Source organism: Streptomyces sp. NPDC052064, assembly GCF_055585925.1.
On sequence record NZ_JBVJJE010000011.1, the window covers coordinates 253,478 to 271,404 of the forward strand.

The 17,927-nt window shown below is 70.1% G+C and carries 17 protein-coding genes; 13 read left to right on the forward strand and 4 right to left on the reverse strand.

Annotation, left to right across the window (positions count from 1 at the left end; all coding sequences use genetic code 11):
• Nucleotides 1-9: 9 nt before the first annotated feature.
• Genes ACZ6TU_RS28805 through ACZ6TU_RS28820 form a run of 4 tightly spaced genes read right to left on the reverse strand, consistent with a single transcriptional unit; the run spans nucleotide 10 to nucleotide 4,185 of the window.
• Nucleotides 10-1,041, reverse strand: coding sequence for a LacI family DNA-binding transcriptional regulator (locus ACZ6TU_RS28805; RefSeq protein ID WP_467677568.1), 1,032 nt, complete (start codon nucleotides 1,039-1,041; stop codon nucleotides 10-12).
• Nucleotides 1,038-1,946, reverse strand: coding sequence for a carbohydrate ABC transporter permease (locus ACZ6TU_RS28810; protein ID WP_469551972.1), 909 nt, complete (start codon nucleotides 1,944-1,946; stop codon nucleotides 1,038-1,040). The genes ACZ6TU_RS28805 and ACZ6TU_RS28810 overlap by 4 nt, the downstream gene beginning before the upstream one ends.
• Nucleotides 1,943-2,869, reverse strand: a complete 927-nt coding sequence (locus tag ACZ6TU_RS28815; protein WP_467677572.1) for a carbohydrate ABC transporter permease — start codon at nucleotides 2,867-2,869, stop codon at nucleotides 1,943-1,945. The genes ACZ6TU_RS28810 and ACZ6TU_RS28815 overlap by 4 nt, the downstream gene beginning before the upstream one ends.
• Nucleotides 2,866-4,185 (reverse strand): ABC transporter substrate-binding protein, encoded by a 1,320-nt coding sequence (locus ACZ6TU_RS28820; RefSeq protein ID WP_467677574.1) that lies wholly within the window; start codon nucleotides 4,183-4,185, stop codon nucleotides 2,866-2,868. The genes ACZ6TU_RS28815 and ACZ6TU_RS28820 overlap by 4 nt, the downstream gene beginning before the upstream one ends.
• A gap of 184 nt (nucleotides 4,186-4,369) precedes the next feature.
• On the opposite strand from ACZ6TU_RS28820, the gene ACZ6TU_RS28825 reads away from it, so the two are divergent.
• The 13 genes from ACZ6TU_RS28825 to ACZ6TU_RS28885 all read left to right on the forward strand — a co-directional run bounded on the left by ACZ6TU_RS28825 (nucleotide 4,370) and on the right by ACZ6TU_RS28885 (nucleotide 17,712).
• Nucleotides 4,370-6,391 carry a beta-galactosidase gene (locus ACZ6TU_RS28825; protein ID WP_467677576.1) on the forward strand — a complete coding sequence of 674 codons (2,022 nt, stop codon included), beginning with the start codon at nucleotides 4,370-4,372 and terminating at the stop codon, nucleotides 6,389-6,391.
• A 115-nt stretch (nucleotides 6,392-6,506) separates the two neighbouring features.
• Nucleotides 6,507-8,066 carry a glycosyl hydrolase 53 family protein gene (locus ACZ6TU_RS28830; protein ID WP_467677578.1) on the forward strand — a complete coding sequence of 520 codons (1,560 nt, stop codon included), beginning with the start codon at nucleotides 6,507-6,509 and terminating at the stop codon, nucleotides 8,064-8,066.
• Nucleotides 8,067-8,272: 206 nt separating this feature from the next.
• Entirely contained in the window at nucleotides 8,273-8,530 is a 258-nt protein-coding gene (locus ACZ6TU_RS28835) for an ArsR/SmtB family transcription factor (protein ID WP_467677579.1), read from the forward strand.
• A 59-nt stretch (nucleotides 8,531-8,589) separates the two neighbouring features.
• Nucleotides 8,590-9,549, forward strand: a complete 960-nt coding sequence (locus ACZ6TU_RS28840; RefSeq protein ID WP_467677581.1) for an SMP-30/gluconolactonase/LRE family protein — start codon at nucleotides 8,590-8,592, stop codon at nucleotides 9,547-9,549.
• Nucleotides 9,550-9,718: 169 nt separating this feature from the next.
• On the forward strand, nucleotides 9,719-10,180 hold the full coding sequence (gene crcB, locus ACZ6TU_RS28845) for a fluoride efflux transporter CrcB (RefSeq protein ID WP_467677582.1): 462 nt from the start codon (nucleotides 9,719-9,721) through the stop codon (nucleotides 10,178-10,180).
• Entirely contained in the window at nucleotides 10,177-10,593 is a 417-nt protein-coding gene (locus ACZ6TU_RS28850; RefSeq protein WP_467677584.1) for a DUF190 domain-containing protein, read from the forward strand. Before crcB (ACZ6TU_RS28845) ends, ACZ6TU_RS28850 begins: the two co-directional genes overlap by 4 nt.
• Nucleotides 10,590-10,937, forward strand: coding sequence for a fluoride efflux transporter CrcB (gene crcB / locus ACZ6TU_RS28855; protein ID WP_467677586.1), 348 nt, complete (start codon nucleotides 10,590-10,592; stop codon nucleotides 10,935-10,937). The genes ACZ6TU_RS28850 and crcB (ACZ6TU_RS28855) overlap by 4 nt, the downstream gene beginning before the upstream one ends.
• Nucleotides 10,938-11,009: 72 nt before the next feature.
• Nucleotides 11,010-11,846 (forward strand): undecaprenyl-diphosphate phosphatase, encoded by an 837-nt coding sequence (locus tag ACZ6TU_RS28860; RefSeq protein WP_467677588.1) that lies wholly within the window; start codon nucleotides 11,010-11,012, stop codon nucleotides 11,844-11,846.
• A 163-nt stretch (nucleotides 11,847-12,009) separates the two neighbouring features.
• A complete protein-coding gene (locus ACZ6TU_RS28865; RefSeq protein ID WP_086847753.1) occupies nucleotides 12,010-12,687 on the forward strand; it encodes a FadR/GntR family transcriptional regulator in 678 nt (225 codons plus the stop codon).
• Nucleotides 12,684-14,126: an amino acid permease gene (locus ACZ6TU_RS28870; RefSeq protein WP_467677590.1), complete on the forward strand. Its 1,443-nt coding sequence runs from the start codon at nucleotides 12,684-12,686 to the stop codon at nucleotides 14,124-14,126. Before ACZ6TU_RS28865 ends, ACZ6TU_RS28870 begins: the two co-directional genes overlap by 4 nt.
• A 32-nt stretch (nucleotides 14,127-14,158) precedes the next feature.
• Nucleotides 14,159-15,175: an asparaginase gene (locus ACZ6TU_RS28875; RefSeq protein WP_467677721.1), complete on the forward strand. Its 1,017-nt coding sequence runs from the start codon at nucleotides 14,159-14,161 to the stop codon at nucleotides 15,173-15,175.
• Nucleotides 15,176-15,332: 157 nt separating this feature from the next.
• Nucleotides 15,333-16,745 (forward strand): aspartate ammonia-lyase, encoded by a 1,413-nt coding sequence (gene aspA / locus ACZ6TU_RS28880; protein WP_467677592.1) that lies wholly within the window; start codon nucleotides 15,333-15,335, stop codon nucleotides 16,743-16,745.
• A 43-nt stretch (nucleotides 16,746-16,788) separates the two neighbouring features.
• A complete protein-coding gene (locus tag ACZ6TU_RS28885; protein ID WP_467677594.1) occupies nucleotides 16,789-17,712 on the forward strand; it encodes a glutaminase in 924 nt (307 codons plus the stop codon).
• Nucleotides 17,713-17,927 lie beyond the last annotated feature (215 nt).

Consider the following 17,927-nt stretch of genomic DNA (forward strand, 5'->3'; position numbering starts at 1 on the left):
AGCGGGAGCCTACGTCGACTCCCGTTTGACCAGCTCCGTCGGCAGGATCACCGCCGCCGGATCCTCGCCCCCGATCTGCGCGAGCAGCACCCGTACCATCTCGGCGCTGATGCGGTCCCACGGCTGCCGGATGGTCGTGAGCTCGGGGCTGGCTGCCAGGGCGGCCGGGGAGTCGTCGAAACCGCCGACCGCCACGTCCTGCGGCACGTTCCGCCCCGCCCTGTGCAGGGCCGCCAGCACGCCCTGTGCCATGAGGTCCGAGGCGACGAACACCGCGTCCATGTCCGGGGCCTGCGCCAGCAGCCGCTCGGCGCCCGCCTCGCCGCTGGCCCGGCCCCAGTCGCCGGAGACGATGAGCCGCTCGTCGATCTCGAGGCCCGCTTCCGTGAGCACCTCCTTGTAGCCGGCGAGGCGATCGACACCGCCCGGGGTGTCCATCGGGCCGTTCACCACGCCGATACGGCGGCGGCCCAGCGACAGCAGGTGGCGCATCATGTCGCGGGCGCCGTCCCGGTCGTCCGCCGCCACGTAGCTCACCTTGGAGCCGCGCCCCATGGGCTTGCCGCACTGCACGAGGGGCACCCTCGCCTCGTGCAGTTGCTCGGCGACCGGGTCGGCGGAGTGGCTGGAGACGAGCAGCACGCCGTCGACGTGGCCCGCGGTGATGTACCGCGTTATCCGGCGTCGCTCGTCCTGCGTGCCGGCCAGCATCAGCAGCAGTGGGATGTCGTGCGCGGCCAGCGCCTGGGTGCAGCAGCGCAGCAGGACGTTGAAGTTGGGGTCCTCGAACAGCTTCTCCTGCGGTTCGGTCAACAGGAAGCCGATCGAGTCGGAGCGGCCCGTGATCAGCGAGCGGGCGTGCCGGTTGACGACGTAACCCGTCTTGCGGATGGCCGCGTTGACCGCCTCCTGGGCGGCCGGGCTGACGTAGTGGCCGCCGTTGAGTACGCGTGAGACGGTGCCGCGCGAGACCCCCGCCTCGCGCGCCACGTCGTGGATCGTGGGCGGCCTGCGCCTGCCTCCCGCAGCGTTCATGGTCATGACTTTACGGCTCCGGAGAGCAGATCCAGACTCCAGAACCGCTGGATGACCAGGAAGAGAGCGATCAGCGGGATCACCGCCAGGAACGCGCCCGTGATCACCAGCGTATACAGCGCCGGGGTGTTGGCGCCCTGCTCCAGCAACGTGAACAGGCCGAGGGTGATCGGGAACTTCTCGTCGTCGCTGAGCATGATGTACGGCAGCAGGAAGTTGTTCCAGATCGCCACGAACTGGAACAGGAACACCGTCACCATGCCGGGGACCATCATCGGCAGCGCGATCCGTGTGAAGATCCGCCACTCGCTCGCCCCGTCCATACGGCCGGCCTCGACCACGTCGGCGGGCACCGCGGCGGCGGCGTAGATCCGCGCGAGGTACACGCCGTACGGCCACAGGATCTGCGGCAGCAGGACGGACAGGTAGGAGTCCGTGACGTCGGCCCTCGCCAGCAGCAGGTACTGTGGGATGGCCAGGATCACCGGTGGCATCAGCACACCCGCGAGCAGCACGTTGAAGATCGTCTCGCGGCCTCGGAAGCGGTACATCGCCAGCGCGTAGCCGCTGAACGCCGAGACGCACGTCGACAGCAGGGCGCCGAGCCCGGCGTACAGGGCGGAGTTGCCCATCCACGACCAGTAGACGCCGTCGCGGTAGGCGCTCAGGTCCTGGAAGTTGTCGGCGAAACCCGTGCCGGGCAGGAACGTGAACGTGGAGAACAGCTCACGGCCCGACTTGGTGGCCGCGATGATCACCCAGGCCACCGGCAGCAGGCAGTAGATCGCCCCCAGGAGCAGCGTGACCGTCGGGATCAGGGCGATCCGGCGGCGCAGCGGCGGGCGGCCCTGGGCGGTACCGGGCGTGCTGCCCGCCACCGGCTCGGCCTGGGAAACGGCAAGGGAACTCATCGAGCTGCCTCCTGCTTCTGACGGCGGTTCGCGGCTCGCAGGAAGCCGAAGGACAGCAGGAGCGTGGCGAAGGCGATGATCACGGCCTGCGCCGCGGCACCGTAGATGTCACCCTCGCCGAAGGCGTCCCGGTACACCTTCATCAGCGGACTCCACGTCGTGGACACGGAGTTGGTGAGCGGCTTGAGGGTGGTCGGCTCGTTGAACACCTGGAGCGTCGCGATGATCGAGAAGAAGAAGGTCAGAACCAGCGAGGGCGCCACCATCGGGATCTTGATCCGCAGCGCGATCTGCAACGGGGTGGCACCGTCCAGCTTCGCCGCCTCGTACACCTCCGCCGGAATCGCCTGGAGCGAGGTGTAGATGACGATCATGTTGAAGCCGGTGCCGCCCCAGACCGCGATGTTCGACAGGGCCAGGTACAGCGGCCCGCCGTCCAGCAGGTCCGGCTGCGGCAGCCCCAGCTTGTCGAGCACGAAGTAGAAGGGGCTGACGTCCGGCAGGTACAGGAAGCCCCACAGCAGCGCCGCCACCACTCCGGGGATGGCGTACGGCAGGAAGATCGCGAGCCGGGTGAAGGGGGCCAGCCGCACCTTCTCGGAGTCCAGCATCAGCGCGAACAGCAGGGCCAGGCCGAGCATGACGGGCACGACGATGCAGCCGTAGCCGAGCACGCGCAGCGCCCCGTTCACCAGCTCGCTGTCGGTGAGGGCGTCGGTGTAGTTCTCCAGGCCTGCCCAGACCTCCTTGCGGGCGCCGGAGCCCAGGCCGAGGCCGGAGACCTTCACCTTGTGGAAGCTGAGCCAGAGCGCGTAGCCGATGGGCAGTGCGAAGAACAGGGCGAAGAGGAGTGCCGCGGGGACAAGGAAGGCGTACGGGGCCCCCTTTGCCCCGTACGACTGCCGGCGTGCCGTGCTTTTCACTCCGCGACCTCGAAGCCCTGCTTCTTCATGTCGGCGACGGTGTCGTCCTGCATCTTGCCGAGCGCGGCGCCGAAGTCCGACTTGCTCTTCGCGGCGGCGCCGAAGGCGTCCTTGAAGGTGGTGTAGGCGACGTTCACGTTGGGGCCCCAGGCGGACGGCGCGGTGGTCTCCGCGATGTCGGCGGCCTTGGTGTAGAAGTCGGCCTGGTGGGAGAAGTAGGCCGGCGGCTTGAGGAAGGCGCCGCTGGTCTGGGCGTTCTTGGCGGCCGGGTAGACGCCGCTCTCCTTGGCCAGCGCGTTCAGGGCATCGCTGTCGGTGTTCAGCCAGGCGGCGAACTCGGCGGCGGCCTCCTGGTGCTTGGAGTCCGTGGTGACGGCGGTGGAGGAGCCGCCCCAGCTGCCGGTGCGGTTCTCGCTCGCGGACCACTGAGGGAGCGGGGCCATGGCCCACTTGCCCTTGGTCTCGGGGGCGGCCGTGGTCAGCGTGCCCGGTGCCCACACGGCGCTGACCCAGGCGATCTGCTTGCCGGTGTTGAGTGCCTTGTTCCAGGCCGGGGTGTACATCGGCTGGTTGTCGATGGCGCCTTCCTTGACCAGGCCGCCCCAGAACTTGGCGACCTTCCGCGTCGCCGCGTCGTCGATGGAGACCTTCCACTGGTCGCCGGAGGTCGTCCACCACTTGGCGCCCGCCTGCTGGGCGAGGCCCGCGAAGAGGCCGGAGTCGTTGGCGGAGAAGGTGGTGAGGTCCTTGTCCGGGGCGGCCTGCTTCAGTTTCCGGGCGGTCTGTGCGAACTCGTCCCAGGTCGTCGGCACCGTCAGGCCGTACTCCTTGAACAGGTCCTCGCGGTAGTAGAACATCATCGGCCCGATGTCCTGCGGGACCGCGTAGACCGCGTCCGTGCCCAGTGTCGTCTGCTGCCAGACGCCGTCGGCGAACCTGCCCTTCGCGTCGCCCACGTTCTTCGATATGTCCGCCAGGGCGTCGTTGCTGACCAGCGTGGGCAGCGCCTGGTACTCCGCCTGCACCAGGTCGGGCGCCTTGCCCGCCTTGTGTGCGGTGAGGATCTTGGTGACGAGCGTGTCGCCGGACGCCTGCTTCTTCACCGTGACGGTGATCTGGTCCTTCTTGCCCGGCCCCTTGTTCCACAGGTCCACGACTTTGTCCATGCCGGGCGTCCAGGTCCAGTACGTCAGCGAAACCGGCCCCGATTCGGTCTCGCTGTCCCCGGACTCCGAGCCGCAGGCGGCGAGGGCGGTGGCGCCGAGCGCTACGGCGACGGCGGATGTCACCAGGCGGCGGCGCTTCGTGTACGGCATGGATCTCTCCCCTGACCTGGGGTCCTCGCCTGTTGCGAGAACCTGCCATGCTTCTGTGAGCGTTCACAGTAGAGAAACATCCCGGACACTTGTCAATGGTTGTTGCTCTGCGGTTATGTTGGGCTCCGCACTGCGTCGATGTGTGTGCACGTTCCCATTTGATCGATCGACCGGGAGACCATCCATGCCGGAGACCACCCCCAGGGGCCTCACCAGGCTCGCCTTCGGTGGGGACTACAACCCCGAGCAGTGGCCGGAAAGCGTCTGGCAGGAGGACGTCCGGCTGATGCGCGAGGCCGGCGTCACCATGGTGAGCGTCGGGATCTTCTCCTGGGCGCTGCTGGAGCCCTCACCCGGCCGTCACGACTTCGGCTGGCTCGACCGGCTCCTGGACCTGTTGCACGGCAACGGCGTCCGCGTCGACCTAGGCACCCCGACCGTCGTGCCGCCCGCCTGGTTCTACCGGGCCCACCCCGACGCCCTGCCGGTCACTCGCGAGGGCGTGCGCTACGAGTTCGGCTCCCGCGGGGCCATCTGCCACAGCAACGCGGACTACCGTGCGGCCGCCGCGGCCATCACCACGAAACTCGCCGAGCGCTACGCCGACCACCCGGCGCTGGAGATGTGGCACGTGCACAACGAGTACGGCGTCCCCGTCTCGGCGTGCTACTGCGACTCGTGCGCCGCACACTTCCGCCGCTGGCTGGCGACGACGTACGGCACGGTCGACGCGGTCAACGAGGCCTGGGGCACGGCCTTCTGGGGCCAGCGCTACGCGGACCTCGACCAGATCAACCCGCCCCGGCTCACACCCGCGGCCGTCAACCCGAGCCAGGCGCTGGACTACAAGCGATTCGCCGACGCGACCATGCGCGAGAACTTCGTGATGGAGCGGGACATCCTGCACCGCCTCTCACCGGGCGTCCCGGTCACCACCAACTTCATGACCGCCCTGAGCCAGTGCGACTCCGTCGACTACTGGGCCTGGGGCCGTGAGGTCGACATCGTCACCAACGACCACTACCTGATCACCGACGGCCGCCGCACCCACGTCAACCTGGCGATGGCCGCGGACCTCACCCGCTCCGTCGCGGGCGGCGCCCCCTGGCTGCTGCTGGAACACTCCACCTCGGGCGTCAACTGGCAGCCCCGCAACCCGGCCAAGGCCCCCGGCCAGATGGCCCGAAACTCCCTGACACACGTGGCGCGCGGCTCCGAGGGCGCCATGTTCTTCCAGTGGCGCCAGTCCCGGCGCGGCGCCGAGAAGTTCCACTCGGCGATGGTCCCGCACGGCGGCACCGACACCCGCGTGTGGCGCGAGGTCGTCGAACTCGGCTCGGCCGTCGATGCGTTGAGGGAGATCCGCGGCACCCGTACCGAAGCCCACGTGGCCGTGCTGTGGGACTGGCACTCCTGGTGGGCGCAGAACCTCGAATGGCGCCCCAGCGTCGACCACGACGCCCGCGAGCGCGCCGACGCCTTCTACGAGGCCCTCTACGACCGCCACCTCACCGTCGACTTCGCCCATCCTGAGGCCGACTTGTCGAGGTATCCCCTTGTCGTCGTACCGGCTCTGTACCTGATGACGGAGGCGGCCGGGAACAACCTCACGGCCTACGTCGAGAACGGCGGCACGCTGGTCGTCTCGTACTTCTCCGGCATCGTCGACGAGCACGACGCCGTCCACGAGGGCGCCTGCCCGGGCCCGCTGCGGGACGTCCTCGGCCTCACGGTCGAGGAGTTCTCGCCGCTGCTGCCCGGCGAACGGGTGCGCGTCAGCGGCCCCGACGGATCCGAGCTGGGCGCCGACGTGTGGACGGAGTTCGTGGTGCCGCGCGGCGCCGAGACGGTCCTGACGTACGCCGACGGCCTCACCGCCGGGCGGCCCGCCGTCACCCGGCACCGTCTTGGCGAGGGCACCGCCTGGTACGTCTCCACCCGGCTCGGCGCCGACGGCCTCGACGCGCTGCTCGGACGGGCGGTCGAGGACGCGCGGCTCGCGCCGCGCGCCGACCTGCCCCGGGACGTCGAAGTGGTGCGCCGCACCGGCGAGTCGGGCACCTACCTGTTCGCCGTCAACCACACCGGCTCGGACGCCAAGGTGCCGCTGGGGGCCGACGGCACCGAACTGCTGACCGGTGAACGCGCCGTGGGCCGGCTGCCGGTCCCGGCCGGAGCCGTCCGGGTCGTCCGGCTCGACGGCTGAACCGACTCCCCTCCGCCCGTGCGAGCCGCAGGAGCCGCGGGCGGAGGGGCTCTCTCGCCTCAGCTCCGGGCGAGGGGCACCCCCAACCCCCACGTCGAAGGGACGACGGACGACGATGTTCCATCCCAGACGCACGCTCAGGACCCTGCTGCTTCCGCTCGCGGCGGGACTCGCCCTCACCGCCCTGCCCGCCACCTCCGCCCACGCCGCGGGCACGCTGACCAACGGCGGCTTCGAGGCCGACGGCGCGGGCGCGGCAACACCGGGCGGCTGGTCCGAGTACGGCGACACCGGTGCCTCGTTCACCGAGTCCGGCGGCCACGGCGGCAGCTACCGCCTCAGCCACTGGGCCTCCTCCGCCTACCAGGTGGAGACGTACCAGTACCTGTCCGGACTCACCAACGGCACCTACAAGCTCACCGCCTGGGTGCGCTCCGGCGGCGGGCAGAAGTCCGCGTACATAGCGCTGAAGAACTGCGGGGGCGCCGAGCAGCGCACCGACCTGCCGGTCTCGGCCAGTGGGTGGATCCGGATCGTCGTGCCGGTCAATGTGACCAGCAACCAGTGCACGATCAGCGTCAACAGTGACGCGAACGCGGGCAACTGGATCAATGTCGACGACCTGACCTTCACGTCGGGCACGTCCGGTACGTCGATCAAGGGTGCCGACGTCTCGTCCCTGCCCAAGAGCGAGGCCAAGGGCGGCGTCTACCGGAACAGCTCCGGCACGGCCGGCGACGCCCTCGCGATCCTCAAGTCGTCCGGCATGAACTACGCGCGCCTCAAGGTCTGGGTGAACCCGGCCGACGGCTACAACAACAAGGCACGCGTCCTCGCCACGGCCAAGCGCGTCAAGGCGCAGGGCATGAAGCTGCTGGTCGACTTCCACTACTCGGACTTCTGGGCCGACCCGGGCCGCCAGGACAAGCCCGCCGCCTGGGCCGGACACTCGTACAGTCAACTCAAGACCGACGTGTACAACCACACGTACGACGTGTTGAACGCATTGAAGGCGCAGGGCACCACCGCCGACATGGTCCAGGTCGGCAACGAGATCAACGGCGGCATGCTGTGGAACGAGGGATCGACCTCCAACTGGTCGCAGCTGGCCGGTCTGCTCAACTCCGGCTACGACGCGGTCAAGGCGGTCAACTCGAACACGACCGTCGCCCTGCACCTCGCCAAGGGCGGTGACCTGGCGGGCACCCGCTGGTGGTTCGACAGTGCGCGTTCCAACGGCGTGAAGTTCGACGCGATCGGCCTGTCGTACTACGGCTACTGGCACGGCACGCTGTCCGACTTCCAGACGACCCTCGACGACGCGGCCTCCCGCTACGGCAAGCCGGTCTTCGTCGCCGAGACCGCCTACCCGTTCCGCCTCGACAGCGAGGACTCCCACGAGAACATCATCGACACCAGCGCCGAGCTGGTCTCCGGCTACCCGGCGAGCGTGGCCGGCCAGACCCGGTGGATGAACGACGTGGCGAGCATCGTGGAGGCCGTCCCGAACGGCCGTGGCCTCGGCATCTTCTACTGGGAGGCGACCTGGACCGCGGTGAACGGCAACGGCTGGGACCCGACCGCCCCGTCCTCCGGCAACGCCTGGGAGAACCAGGCGCTGTTCGGCTACGACGACCGGGCACTCTCGTCGACGTCCTGGTTCCGCCACCGCTGACACACGGGGGAGGGGGCCCGGCCGCGCTCACGCGGCCGGGCCCTTGCCCGTTCCCGCACGCAGACCGCGTTCCGGCCCGAACTCACTTGCTTCCTACGGCAGTTCGGTATCGGTCAAGGATGCCGAGTCCCGGGCGCGGCGGCATCGACTGCGAGACAGTGGGAAGACGCGGTAAGAGGACCAGAGCCGCGAGGCAGGGGCACGACATGCTGAGGACTCCCACGGACGAGACGCGCCTGCGCATCCTGGCCTGGTTGAAGGAACCCGGCCCCGCCGCGCACGGCGTCACCGCGGACGCCGTTGCCGAGAGGTTCTCCCTGCCCCGCCCGGTCGCCGTCACCCACCTACGGCTGCTCGAGGCCACCGGCATGCTGCGCACCAGCCGGTCCGCGGGCCGCGTGCACTACCACCGCGACGAGATGCGGATCGCCGAGGTCGCCCGGATGTTTGAAAAGGGCTGGTAGGCCACCCGGTACGACCCGGTACAGCGGAATCTCCCCCGAGGGTGAAGGACACACGCGCGATGGACCGTCCCACGGCACTCGTCCCACGCCACTACGTCGCGGTGGGCCACGGCCCCGAGGACGTGATCGCCGACCCCCGCGGCCGCGTGCTGACAGGCCTGGCGGACGGCCGCATCCTGCGCCTGGACGGCCTGGGGGACCCGCTGACAGCCCGCGGCGAGATGATCGCCGAGACCGGCGGCAGGCCGCTCGGACTCGAACTCCTCCCGGACGGCGACCTGCTGGTGTGCGACGCCGAACGCGGACTGCTGCGCGTCGGCACCGGCGACGGCACGGTCCGCGTCCTCGCCGACTCGGTGGCGGGGGAGCGGCTGCGGTTCGCCAGCAACGTCGTGTCCCTCTCCGACGGCAGTGTGTACTTCACCGTCTCCAGCCGCCGCTACCCCCTGGACCACTGGATCGGCGACATCGCCGAACACACCGGAACGGGACGGCTGCTGCGCCTCGCCCCCGGCGAGGACACACCCGAGGTGGTGCTGGACGGCCTCCAGTTCGCCAACGGGCTCGCCGCCGGAGCCGACGAGTCGTTCCTCGTCGTCGCCGAGACGGGCGCCCGCCGCCTCACCCGCTACCGGCTCACGGGACCCGGGGCCGGCCGGAGCGAGCCCTTCGCCGAGAATCTTCCGGGCATGCCCGACAACCTCTGGCGCGGCACCCCGGACGGACCGGTATGGGTCGCGCTGGCCGGGCCCCGCGTCCCCGCCCTCGACGTGCTCCACCGCAGCACACCCGCGGTCCGGCGCGCCGCCGCCCGCGTGGCCGTACGCGCCCCCTTCCGCCCCACCGGCACCATCGCCGTCCTGGCCTTCGACGACGAGGGGAGCGTCGTCCACCACCTCGCCCGCCGCCACTCCGGCTACCGGATGGTCACCAGCGTGTGCGAAGCGGGCGGACACCTCGTGCTGGGCAGCCTCTGGGAGCCGGGCGTGGCGGTCTGCGAGCCGCCCGCCCCGAAGTGACGCCGGTTCGCCACCGGGGTTAACCTGAACCCCGGCCGCGACACCTCTCGCGGCGCGGCGGTGGGGCCCGCCGTACCCGAACCGCGGCACGGACGCCGCCAACGGTCCCTACTTGCGACGGCACGCGCCCGCACGACCCCGGGCCCCGGCGAGTAGGAGACGTACGACCATGACGGCCCCCGAGGCGGAAAGCCTCCGCATCCAGCCCTCCGCTCCACACCCGCCCGCCTGGCGAGCCCAGGCGCCGGTCGTCGCGGTGGTGGCACTCGGCGGGGGAGCGGGGGCCGCCGCCCGGTACGCGGCGTTCCTGTGGTGGCCCTCGCACACGGGCGGTTTCCCCTGGACGACCTTCTGGGTCAACGTCGCCGGCTGTGCCGTGATCGGCGTGTTCATGGTGGTCATCACCGAGGTCCGGGCCGCCCACCGCCTGGTCCGCCCCTTCTTCGGCACCGGCGTCCTCGGGGGTTTCACGACCTTCTCGACCTACGCCGTCGACATCCAGAAGCTGGCCGACAGCGGCCACCTCCGCCCCGGCCTGACCTACCTCGCCGCGACCCCCCTCGCGGCACTCACGGCGGTGTGGCTCGCGGCCTGGTCGACCCGCCGTGCCCTGAAACGGAGGCAGCCATGACACGGCTGACCGGCAGGGCCCTGCGCCTGACCGTCTTCGTCGGCGAGAACGACACCTGGCACCACAAGCCGCTCTACTCGGAGATCGTCCACCGGGCCCACGCGGCGGGCCTCGCGGGCGCCAGTGTCTTCCGGGGCATCGAGGGTTTCGGAGCCTCCTCGCTGATCCACACCTCGCGGCTGCTGTCCCTGAGCGAGGACCTGCCGGTCGCCGTCGTGATCGTCGATACCGAGCCACGTGTCCGGGCCTTCCTGCCCCAGCTCGACGAACTCGTCACCGAGGGCCTGGTGACCCTCGACGACTGCGAGGTCATCCTCCCCCGGTCTCGGCTTCGCTCGACCGGGGGCACCCCCACCACCGGCCGGGAGGACACCCCGGGCGAAACGGACCCGAAGGGTAAGAGGTCGTTGTGAACTGGCTGATGGTCGTCGGGGGCGCGATGGTCGGCGCCCCGCTGCGCTACCTCACCGACCGCGCGGTGCAGTCCCGGCACGACTCCGTCTTCCCCTGGGGCACCTTCGCGGTGAACGTCACCGGCTGCCTGATCCTCGGCCTGCTCACCGGCGTCGCCGGACACGTCCAACTGCTGCTCGGCACGGGTCTGTGCGGGGCCCTGACGACGTACTCGACGTTCTCCTACGAGACGCTGCGGCTGGTGGAGACGGGGGCCCGCGGCTACGCCGTCCTCAACGTGGCGGCGAGCCTGGCGGCCGGTCTCGGGGCGGCGTTCGCGGGGGTGGCGCTGGCGCGTCTGTGAGATCCGTTCTCGCCCGCGTGTAGTAGGACGGTCCTCTCCACGCCCGCCTCTCCCCGCACAGAACTGGATCCCATGAGCGTCATCAGCGTCGGTCAGGCCGTCGTCCTCGGAGCCGTCGAGGGGGTGACCGAGTTCCTGCCCGTCTCCTCCACCGGCCATCTGAAGATCGTCGAAGGGCTGATGGGCATCCCCGTCGCCGACAGTGCCGTGGTCGGGTTCTCGGCGGTCATCCAGGTCGGCGCGATCGCCGCGGTGCTCGTGTACTTCTTCAAGGACATCGTGCGGATCGTCTCCGCCTGGGGGCGGGGCCTGCGCGACCGCGAGGAGCGGTACCACCACGACTACAAGTTCGCCTGGTGGGTCATCTGCGCCACCATCCCGATCGTCGCCGTCGGACTCGCCGCCAAGCCGCTCATCGAGGGCCCGCTCGCCTCGCTGTGGGTGGTGGCAGGCTCACTGATCGTCGGCAGCGGGGTGATGTGGGCGGCGGACCAGATGGGCCGGCACAAGCGCGGCGAGGACGACACCTCGTTCAAGGACGCCATGCTCGTCGGCAGCTCCCAGATCCTCGCCCTGCTCTTCCCCGGCTTCTCCCGCTCCGGCGCCACCATGTCCACGGCGCTGATCCTCGACCTGGACCGCGTCGCCGCCACCCGGCTCTCCTTCTTCCTCGGTATCCCCGCCCTGACCGGCGCAGGCCTCTACGAACTCAAGGACGCCCTGGGCACCGGCGTGGGCGCGGCCCCGCTCGCCATCGGCACGATCGTGTCCTTCGTGGTGGCCTACGGCTCCATCGCCTGGCTGCTGAAGTTCGTCGCCAAGCACTCCTTCAACGCCTTCGTGATCTACCGGATCGTCGTGGGAGTGCTGCTGTTCGGCCTGCTCGGAGCCGGTGTGCTGCACAGCTGACCCGTCGCAGGGAGCCGGGGCCGAGAGCGTGAACGCCGGCTTCCGGCCCCCTGAACCTTTCCTTTCGGGCCCTTGACAGGTGCCTCGCACGCCCCGGAGGATCACCCCCGTGAACCTGTCAGACAGCCGGACAGCCGGACAGCCTGTGCGTCGCGTCAGCGCCATGGAAGCGGTGCTGGCGCATCTGCGCGACGCCATCGAGCGCGGCGACTACGCGATCGGCGACAAGCTCCCCTCCGAGGCGGAGCTGTGCCGCACCCTGGAGGTCTCCCGGCCCGTGCTGCGCGAGGCGCTGCGGGCGCTGCAGACCATGGGCCTGACCGTCTCCAGGACCGGCAAGGGCACCTTCGTCGTCGCCAGTACAGTCGAGGACCCCACCTTCGGCGACTACTCGGCCAGCGACCTGCTGGAGGTGCGCCGCCACGTCGAGATCCCGGTCGCCGGGTACGCGGCCCGGCGCCGTACCCCGGAGAACCTCGACCACCTGGCCCATCTGCTGGACCGGATGGAACGGGAGACGGACACCACCGCCTGGGTCGCGATGGACACGCTGTTCCACCTCGCCGTGGCCGAGGCCGCCCAGAACCCGGTCTTCCGCCGGGTCATCGAGGAGATCCGGGACGCGCTGGCCCGCCAGTCCGCCTTCCTCAACGAGCTGGGCGGCCGCCGCGAGCAGTCCAACCGCGAGCACAGGGCGATCGTCGAGGCGCTGACCGACGGTTCCGAGAACGACGCGGTGGAGGCCATGGCCCACCACCTCGACCGCGTCGAGACGACCCTCACCGACATCGTGCGTTCCCCGCGCACGGACACCCCCACGGAAGGCGGACCCGAGGCGTGAGCGAGCAGTCCCTGCACGAAGGCGTGCAGAAACGTTCCGGCCATGTCGACGCCGGAGACGCCGGCTACAGCAAGTCCCTGAAGTCCCGGCACGTCAACATGATCGCCATCGGCGGCGCCATCGGCACCGGCCTCTTCCTCGGCGCCGGCGGCCGCCTCGCCGGCGCCGGCCCCTCCCTCTTCATCGCCTACGCGGTCTGCGGACTCTTCGCCTTCCTCGTCGTGCGCGCCCTGGGCGAACTCGTGCTGTACCGGCCCTCCTCCGGCGCCTTCGTGTCGTACGCCCGCGAGTTCATGGGGGAGAAGGGCGCCTACACCGCCGGCTGGATGTACTTCCTCAACTGGGCGACCACCGGCATCGCCGACATCACCGCCGTGGCCACCTACACCCACTACTGGGGCATGTTCTCCGACATCCCGCAGTGGGTGATCGCGCTCATCGCCCTGGCGGTCGTGCTCACCGTGAACCTGATCTCGGTGAAGATCTTCGGCGAGCTGGAGTTCTGGTTCGCGATCATCAAGGTCGGCGCGCTCGTCGTCTTCATGTGCATAGGCATCTTCCTGCTGGTCACCCAGCACCCCGTCGACGGCCACCACCCGGGCCCGTCCCTGATCACCGACAACGGCGGCGTCTTCCCGCACGGCCTGCTGCCCATGCTGCTGATCATCCAGGGCGTCGTCTTCGCCTACGCCTCCGTCGAACTGGTCGGCGTCGCGGCCGGTGAGACCCAGAACCCCGAGAAGATCATGCCGAAGGCGATCAACTCGATCATGTGGCGCGTGGGCCTGTTCTACGTCGGCTCCGTCGTCCTGCTGTCGATGCTGCTGCCGTGGAACAAGTACACGGCGGGGGAGAGCCCCTTCGTCACGGTGCTGTCCAACATCGGCGTCCCGGCGGCCGGCGGCGTGATGAACCTCGTGGTACTCACCGCCGCGATGTCCTCCCTCAACTCCGGCCTGTACTCCACCGGGCGCATCCTGCGCTCCATGGCCATGGCCGGATCCGCGCCCAAGTTCACCTCCGTCATGAGCCGCAGCCAGGTCCCGTACGGCGGCATCCTGCTCACCAGCGGCATCTGCGTCCTGGGCGTCGGCCTCAACTTCGTCGTGCCCGCCGAGGCGTTCGAGATCGTGCTGAACTTCGCGGCGATCGGTATCCTCTCCACCTGGGGCATGATCATGCTCTGTCACCTCCTCTTCTGGCAGAAGACCCAGAAGGGCGAGCTGACCCGCCCGGGCTACCGGCTGCCGGGCTCCCCCTGGACCGAGATCGTGACGCTGGTATTCCTCGCCTCCGTCCTGGTCCTCATGTACGCCGACGGCGGCGCGGGACGCACCACAGTGCTGTGCCTGCCGCTGATCGTCGGGGCACTGGTCGCCGGATGGTTCGCCGTCCGCGGCCGTGTCGCGCGCAAGTCCACCACCGGAGCCGACGCGTGACAGACGCGCCGCTCCACGAGAAGCAGGCAGTGATGTACAGCAGTTCCCCCGCGGACGCACCCCTTGTCCGTGAACCCGTCCACGCACCCGTCGCCCACCTCATACGCGGCGGAATCGTCGAAGGCATCCACTACGGCTCCGTCGTCGTCCTCGGCACCGACGGAGAGGTCCAACTCCAGATCGGAGACATCGAGGCCGCCTTCTACCCGCGCTCCGCGATCAAGCCCGTCCAGGCCGTGGCCATGGCCCGGGCCGGGCTCCCGCTCGACGGCGACTTGCTGTCGCTGACCGCGGCCAGCCACTCCGGCGAGGAACGCCACCTCGCCGGTACCCGGCGCATCCTCGAACTCGCCGGGCTCACCGAGGACCACCTGCGCAACGTCCCGGACCTGCCGTTCGACCCGGTCGTCCGGGACGCCTGGGTGCGCGAGGGCCGGCTGCCCTCCCGGATCGCCCAGAACTGCTCCGGCAAGCACGCGGCCATGCTCTACACCTGCGTCCTCAACGGCTGGCCGCTGGAGAACTACCTCGACCCCGGCCACCCGCTCCAGCAGGCCATCGCCGAGATCGTCGAGGACCTCACCGGGCAGCGCATCGCCCGGGTCACCGTCGACGGCTGCGGCGCGCCCCTGTTCTCCATCTCCCTGCACGGCCTCGCCCGTGCCACCGCCCGGATCATCACCGCCGCGCCGGGCACGCCCGAGGCCCGCGTCGCCGACGCGATGCGCGAGCACGCCGAGATGGCCTCGGGCTCCGGCCGGGACGTCGCCGCGCTGATGCGGGCGGTGCCAGGGCTGCTCACGAAGGACGGCTTCGAGGGCGTGCAGGTCGCTGCGCTGGCCGACGGGCGGGCTGTCGCGGTGAAGATCGCGGATGGGGCGAATCGCGCGCGTGTGCCGGTTGCTGCCGCGGCGTTGGCCCGGGCGGGTGTCGATCCGGAGCTGCTCTCCGAGTTCGCGGGTGAGCCGCTGCTCGGGGGCGGCCGGGAGGTCGGACGTGTGCGGCCGGTTCGCGCGCTGGATCCGGTTCCGTCCGCGGCCTCCGTGTAGCGCAGCGCCGAACCGATCGGGAGCTGCGGGTCGTCGCCGGTCCGCGGGCCGTCCGTGGTTGATCGCGTCCGCGCGGCGGTAGCCGCACATCAATACAGCCCCGCGCCCCTCGGGGCATTCACCCTCACCCCGTCAGATGAAGAGGACCCTCACCTTCATGACCGCCGCCACCCGTTCCGAACACGATCTGCTCGGTGACCGTGATGTTCCCGCCGAGGCCTACTGGGGTGTGCACACCCTGCGGGCCACGGAGAACTTCCCCATCACGGGCACGCCCATCTCCGCCTACCCGCACCTGATCGACGCCCTCGCCGCCGTCAAGGAGGCCGCCGCCCTCGCCAACGAGGAACTCGGCCTGCTGGACCCGAAGAAGGCCGCCGCCATCGTCGAGGCCTGCCGGGAGATCCGCGACGGCAAGCTGCACGACCAGTTCGTCGTCGACGTCGTCCAGGGCGGCGCCGGCACCTCCACCAACATGAACGCCAACGAGGTCGTGGCGAACCGGGCGCTGGAACTGCTGGGCCACGCCAAGGGCGAGTACGGGTACCTGCACCCGAACGAGGACGTCAACCTCGGCCAGTCCACCAACGACGTCTACCCGACCGCCGTCAAGATCGCGACGGTGTTCGCGGTCCGCGGTCTGCTCGACGCGATGTCCGTCCTCCAGGACGCCTTCGCCCGCAAAGCCGTCGAGTTCCGCGACGTGCTCAAGATGGGCCGTACACAGTTGCAGGACGCGGTGCCCATGACGCTCGGTCAGGAGTTCTCGGCGTACGCCGTCATGATTGACGAGGACCGGTCCCGTCTTGCCGAGGCCGTCGAGCTGATCCATGAGATCAACCTCGGCGCCACGGCGATCGGCACCGGCCTCAACGCCCCCGCCGGATACGCCGAGTCGGCCCGCCGCCACCTCGCGGCCATCACCGGCCTGCCCCTCGTGACGGCGGCCAACCTGGTCGAGGCGACCCAGGACTGCGGCGCCTTCGTCCAGATGTCCGGCGTGCTCAAGCGCATCGCGGTCAAGCTCTCCAAGAGCTGCAACGACCTGCGGCTGCTGTCCTCCGGCCCGCGTGCCGGGCTCGGCGAGATCAACCTGCCGCCGGTGCAGGCCGGTTCGTCGATCATGCCCGGCAAGGTCAACCCGGTGATCCCCGAAGTCGTCAACCAGGTCGCCTTCGAGGTGATCGGCAACGACGTCACCATCACCATGGCCGCCGAGGCCGGACAGCTCCAGCTCAACGCCTTCGAGCCGATCATCCTGCACTCCCTGTCGGAGTCCGTCACCCACCTCCGCGCGGCCTGCCTCACCCTCGCCGAACGCTGCGTGGCCGGCATCACCGCCAACACCGAGACGCTGCGCGCGACCGTCGAGAACTCCATCGGCCTCGTCACCGCCCTCAACCCGCACATCGGCTACACGGCCGCCACCGACATCGCCAAGGAGGCCCTCGCCACCGGCCGGGGCGTGGCGGAACTCGTCCTGGAGAAGGGCCTGCTGCCCGCCGAGACACTCGCCGGCCTGCTGCGCCCCGAGGTCCTGGCGGGCAGCGGTCCGGCTCCGGCGGCCTGACCTACGCGAGCGCACCGGGACCGGCACGGAGGAGACAATCGAGATGACGTCGTCGACCAGCTTCCAGCCGGTCCTGGAGCGCATCGCCGAGGAGGTCGAGCGGACTGCCGGCCGTGGCAGGCCCGCCGACTACATCCCGGCGCTCGCCGCCTGCGACCCGCGCAGCTTCGGCATGGCCGTCGCCGAGCCGGACGGCACGGTGTACGGCGTGGGGGAGTGGCGGCGGCCGTTCTCCGTGCAGTCCATCACCAAGGTCTTCACCCTCGCCCTCGACCTGGCCCGCGAGGGCGACGCCCTGTGGGAACACGTGGGCCGCGAGCCCTCCGGCAACCCCTTCAACTCCCTGGTCCAGCTGGAGTACGAGAACGGCATCCCGCGCAACCCGTTCATCAACGCGGGCGCCCTCGTCGTCACCGACCGGCTGCACACCCGTACCGGCGACGCGTCGGGCGAACTGCTGTCGTTCCTGCGGGCGGAGAGCGGCAACCAGGACCTCACCTTCGACAAGGAGGTCGAGGCCTCCGAATCCGCGCACGGCGACCGCAACGCCGCACTCGGGCACTTCATGGCGTCCTACGGCAACATCGACAACCCCGTGCCGGTCCTGCTCGACCAGTACTTCCGGCAGTGCTCGATCGCGGCCTCCTGCGCCGACCTCGCCCTCGCCACCACCTTCCTCGCCCGGCACGGCATCCGCGCCGACGGCACCCGTCTGCTCAGCCTCAGCCAGGCCAAGCAGATCAACGCGATCATGCTGACCTGCGGCACGTACGACGCGGCGGGCGACTTCGCCTACCGAGTGGGCCTGCCCGGCAAGAGCGGCGTGGGCGGCGGCATCATCGCGGTCGTGCCGGGCCGCTGCACGCTGTGCGTGTGGAGCCCGGGCCTGGACGAACGGGGCAACTCGGTGGCGGGCGTGGCCGCCCTGGACAGATTCACGACGCTGACCGGACTGTCAGTGTTCTGACAGAACTTCCGGGCAGGGCGTGCTGTGCTGCCTCAGGGGTGCGGGGAACCGCGCGACAAGCCACGACGAGCCCGCAGCCCGCACACCACCGAACCCGGCAGACGCTCTCCGGCCCCCGCCGGCCCGCACCTGATCACCGGCCGGTCACATTCCCGCTCCCCGCCAGAGGGCTCCACGTCGCCATGAAGCCACCCCACGTTGACACGCTGCCCGAG

Bases quoted from the DNA above. Each gene is read 5' to 3' on its own strand.
- ACZ6TU_RS28805 (WP_467677568.1), bottom strand. From the start codon at position 1,041: ATGACCATGAACGCTGCGGGAGGCAGGCGCAGGCCGCCCACGATCCAC.
- ACZ6TU_RS28810 (WP_469551972.1), bottom strand. From the start codon at position 1,946: ATGAGTTCCCTTGCCGTTTCCCAGGCCGAGCCGGTGGCGGGCAGCACG.
- ACZ6TU_RS28820 (WP_467677574.1), bottom strand. From the start codon at position 4,185: ATGCCGTACACGAAGCGCCGCCGCCTGGTGACATCCGCCGTCGCCGTA.
- ACZ6TU_RS28825 (WP_467677576.1), top strand. From the start codon at position 4,370: ATGCCGGAGACCACCCCCAGGGGCCTCACCAGGCTCGCCTTCGGTGGG.
- ACZ6TU_RS28830 (WP_467677578.1), top strand. From the start codon at position 6,507: ATGTTCCATCCCAGACGCACGCTCAGGACCCTGCTGCTTCCGCTCGCG.
- ACZ6TU_RS28835 (WP_467677579.1), top strand. From the start codon at position 8,273: ATGCTGAGGACTCCCACGGACGAGACGCGCCTGCGCATCCTGGCCTGG.
- ACZ6TU_RS28840 (WP_467677581.1), top strand. From the start codon at position 8,590: ATGGACCGTCCCACGGCACTCGTCCCACGCCACTACGTCGCGGTGGGC.
- crcB (WP_467677582.1), top strand. From the start codon at position 9,719: ATGACGGCCCCCGAGGCGGAAAGCCTCCGCATCCAGCCCTCCGCTCCA.
- ACZ6TU_RS28850 (WP_467677584.1), top strand. From the start codon at position 10,177: ATGACACGGCTGACCGGCAGGGCCCTGCGCCTGACCGTCTTCGTCGGC.
- ACZ6TU_RS28860 (WP_467677588.1), top strand. From the start codon at position 11,010: ATGAGCGTCATCAGCGTCGGTCAGGCCGTCGTCCTCGGAGCCGTCGAG.
- ACZ6TU_RS28865 (WP_086847753.1), top strand. From the start codon at position 12,010: ATGGAAGCGGTGCTGGCGCATCTGCGCGACGCCATCGAGCGCGGCGAC.
- ACZ6TU_RS28875 (WP_467677721.1), top strand. From the start codon at position 14,159: ATGTACAGCAGTTCCCCCGCGGACGCACCCCTTGTCCGTGAACCCGTC.
- aspA (WP_467677592.1), top strand. From the start codon at position 15,333: ATGACCGCCGCCACCCGTTCCGAACACGATCTGCTCGGTGACCGTGAT.
- ACZ6TU_RS28885 (WP_467677594.1), top strand. From the start codon at position 16,789: ATGACGTCGTCGACCAGCTTCCAGCCGGTCCTGGAGCGCATCGCCGAG.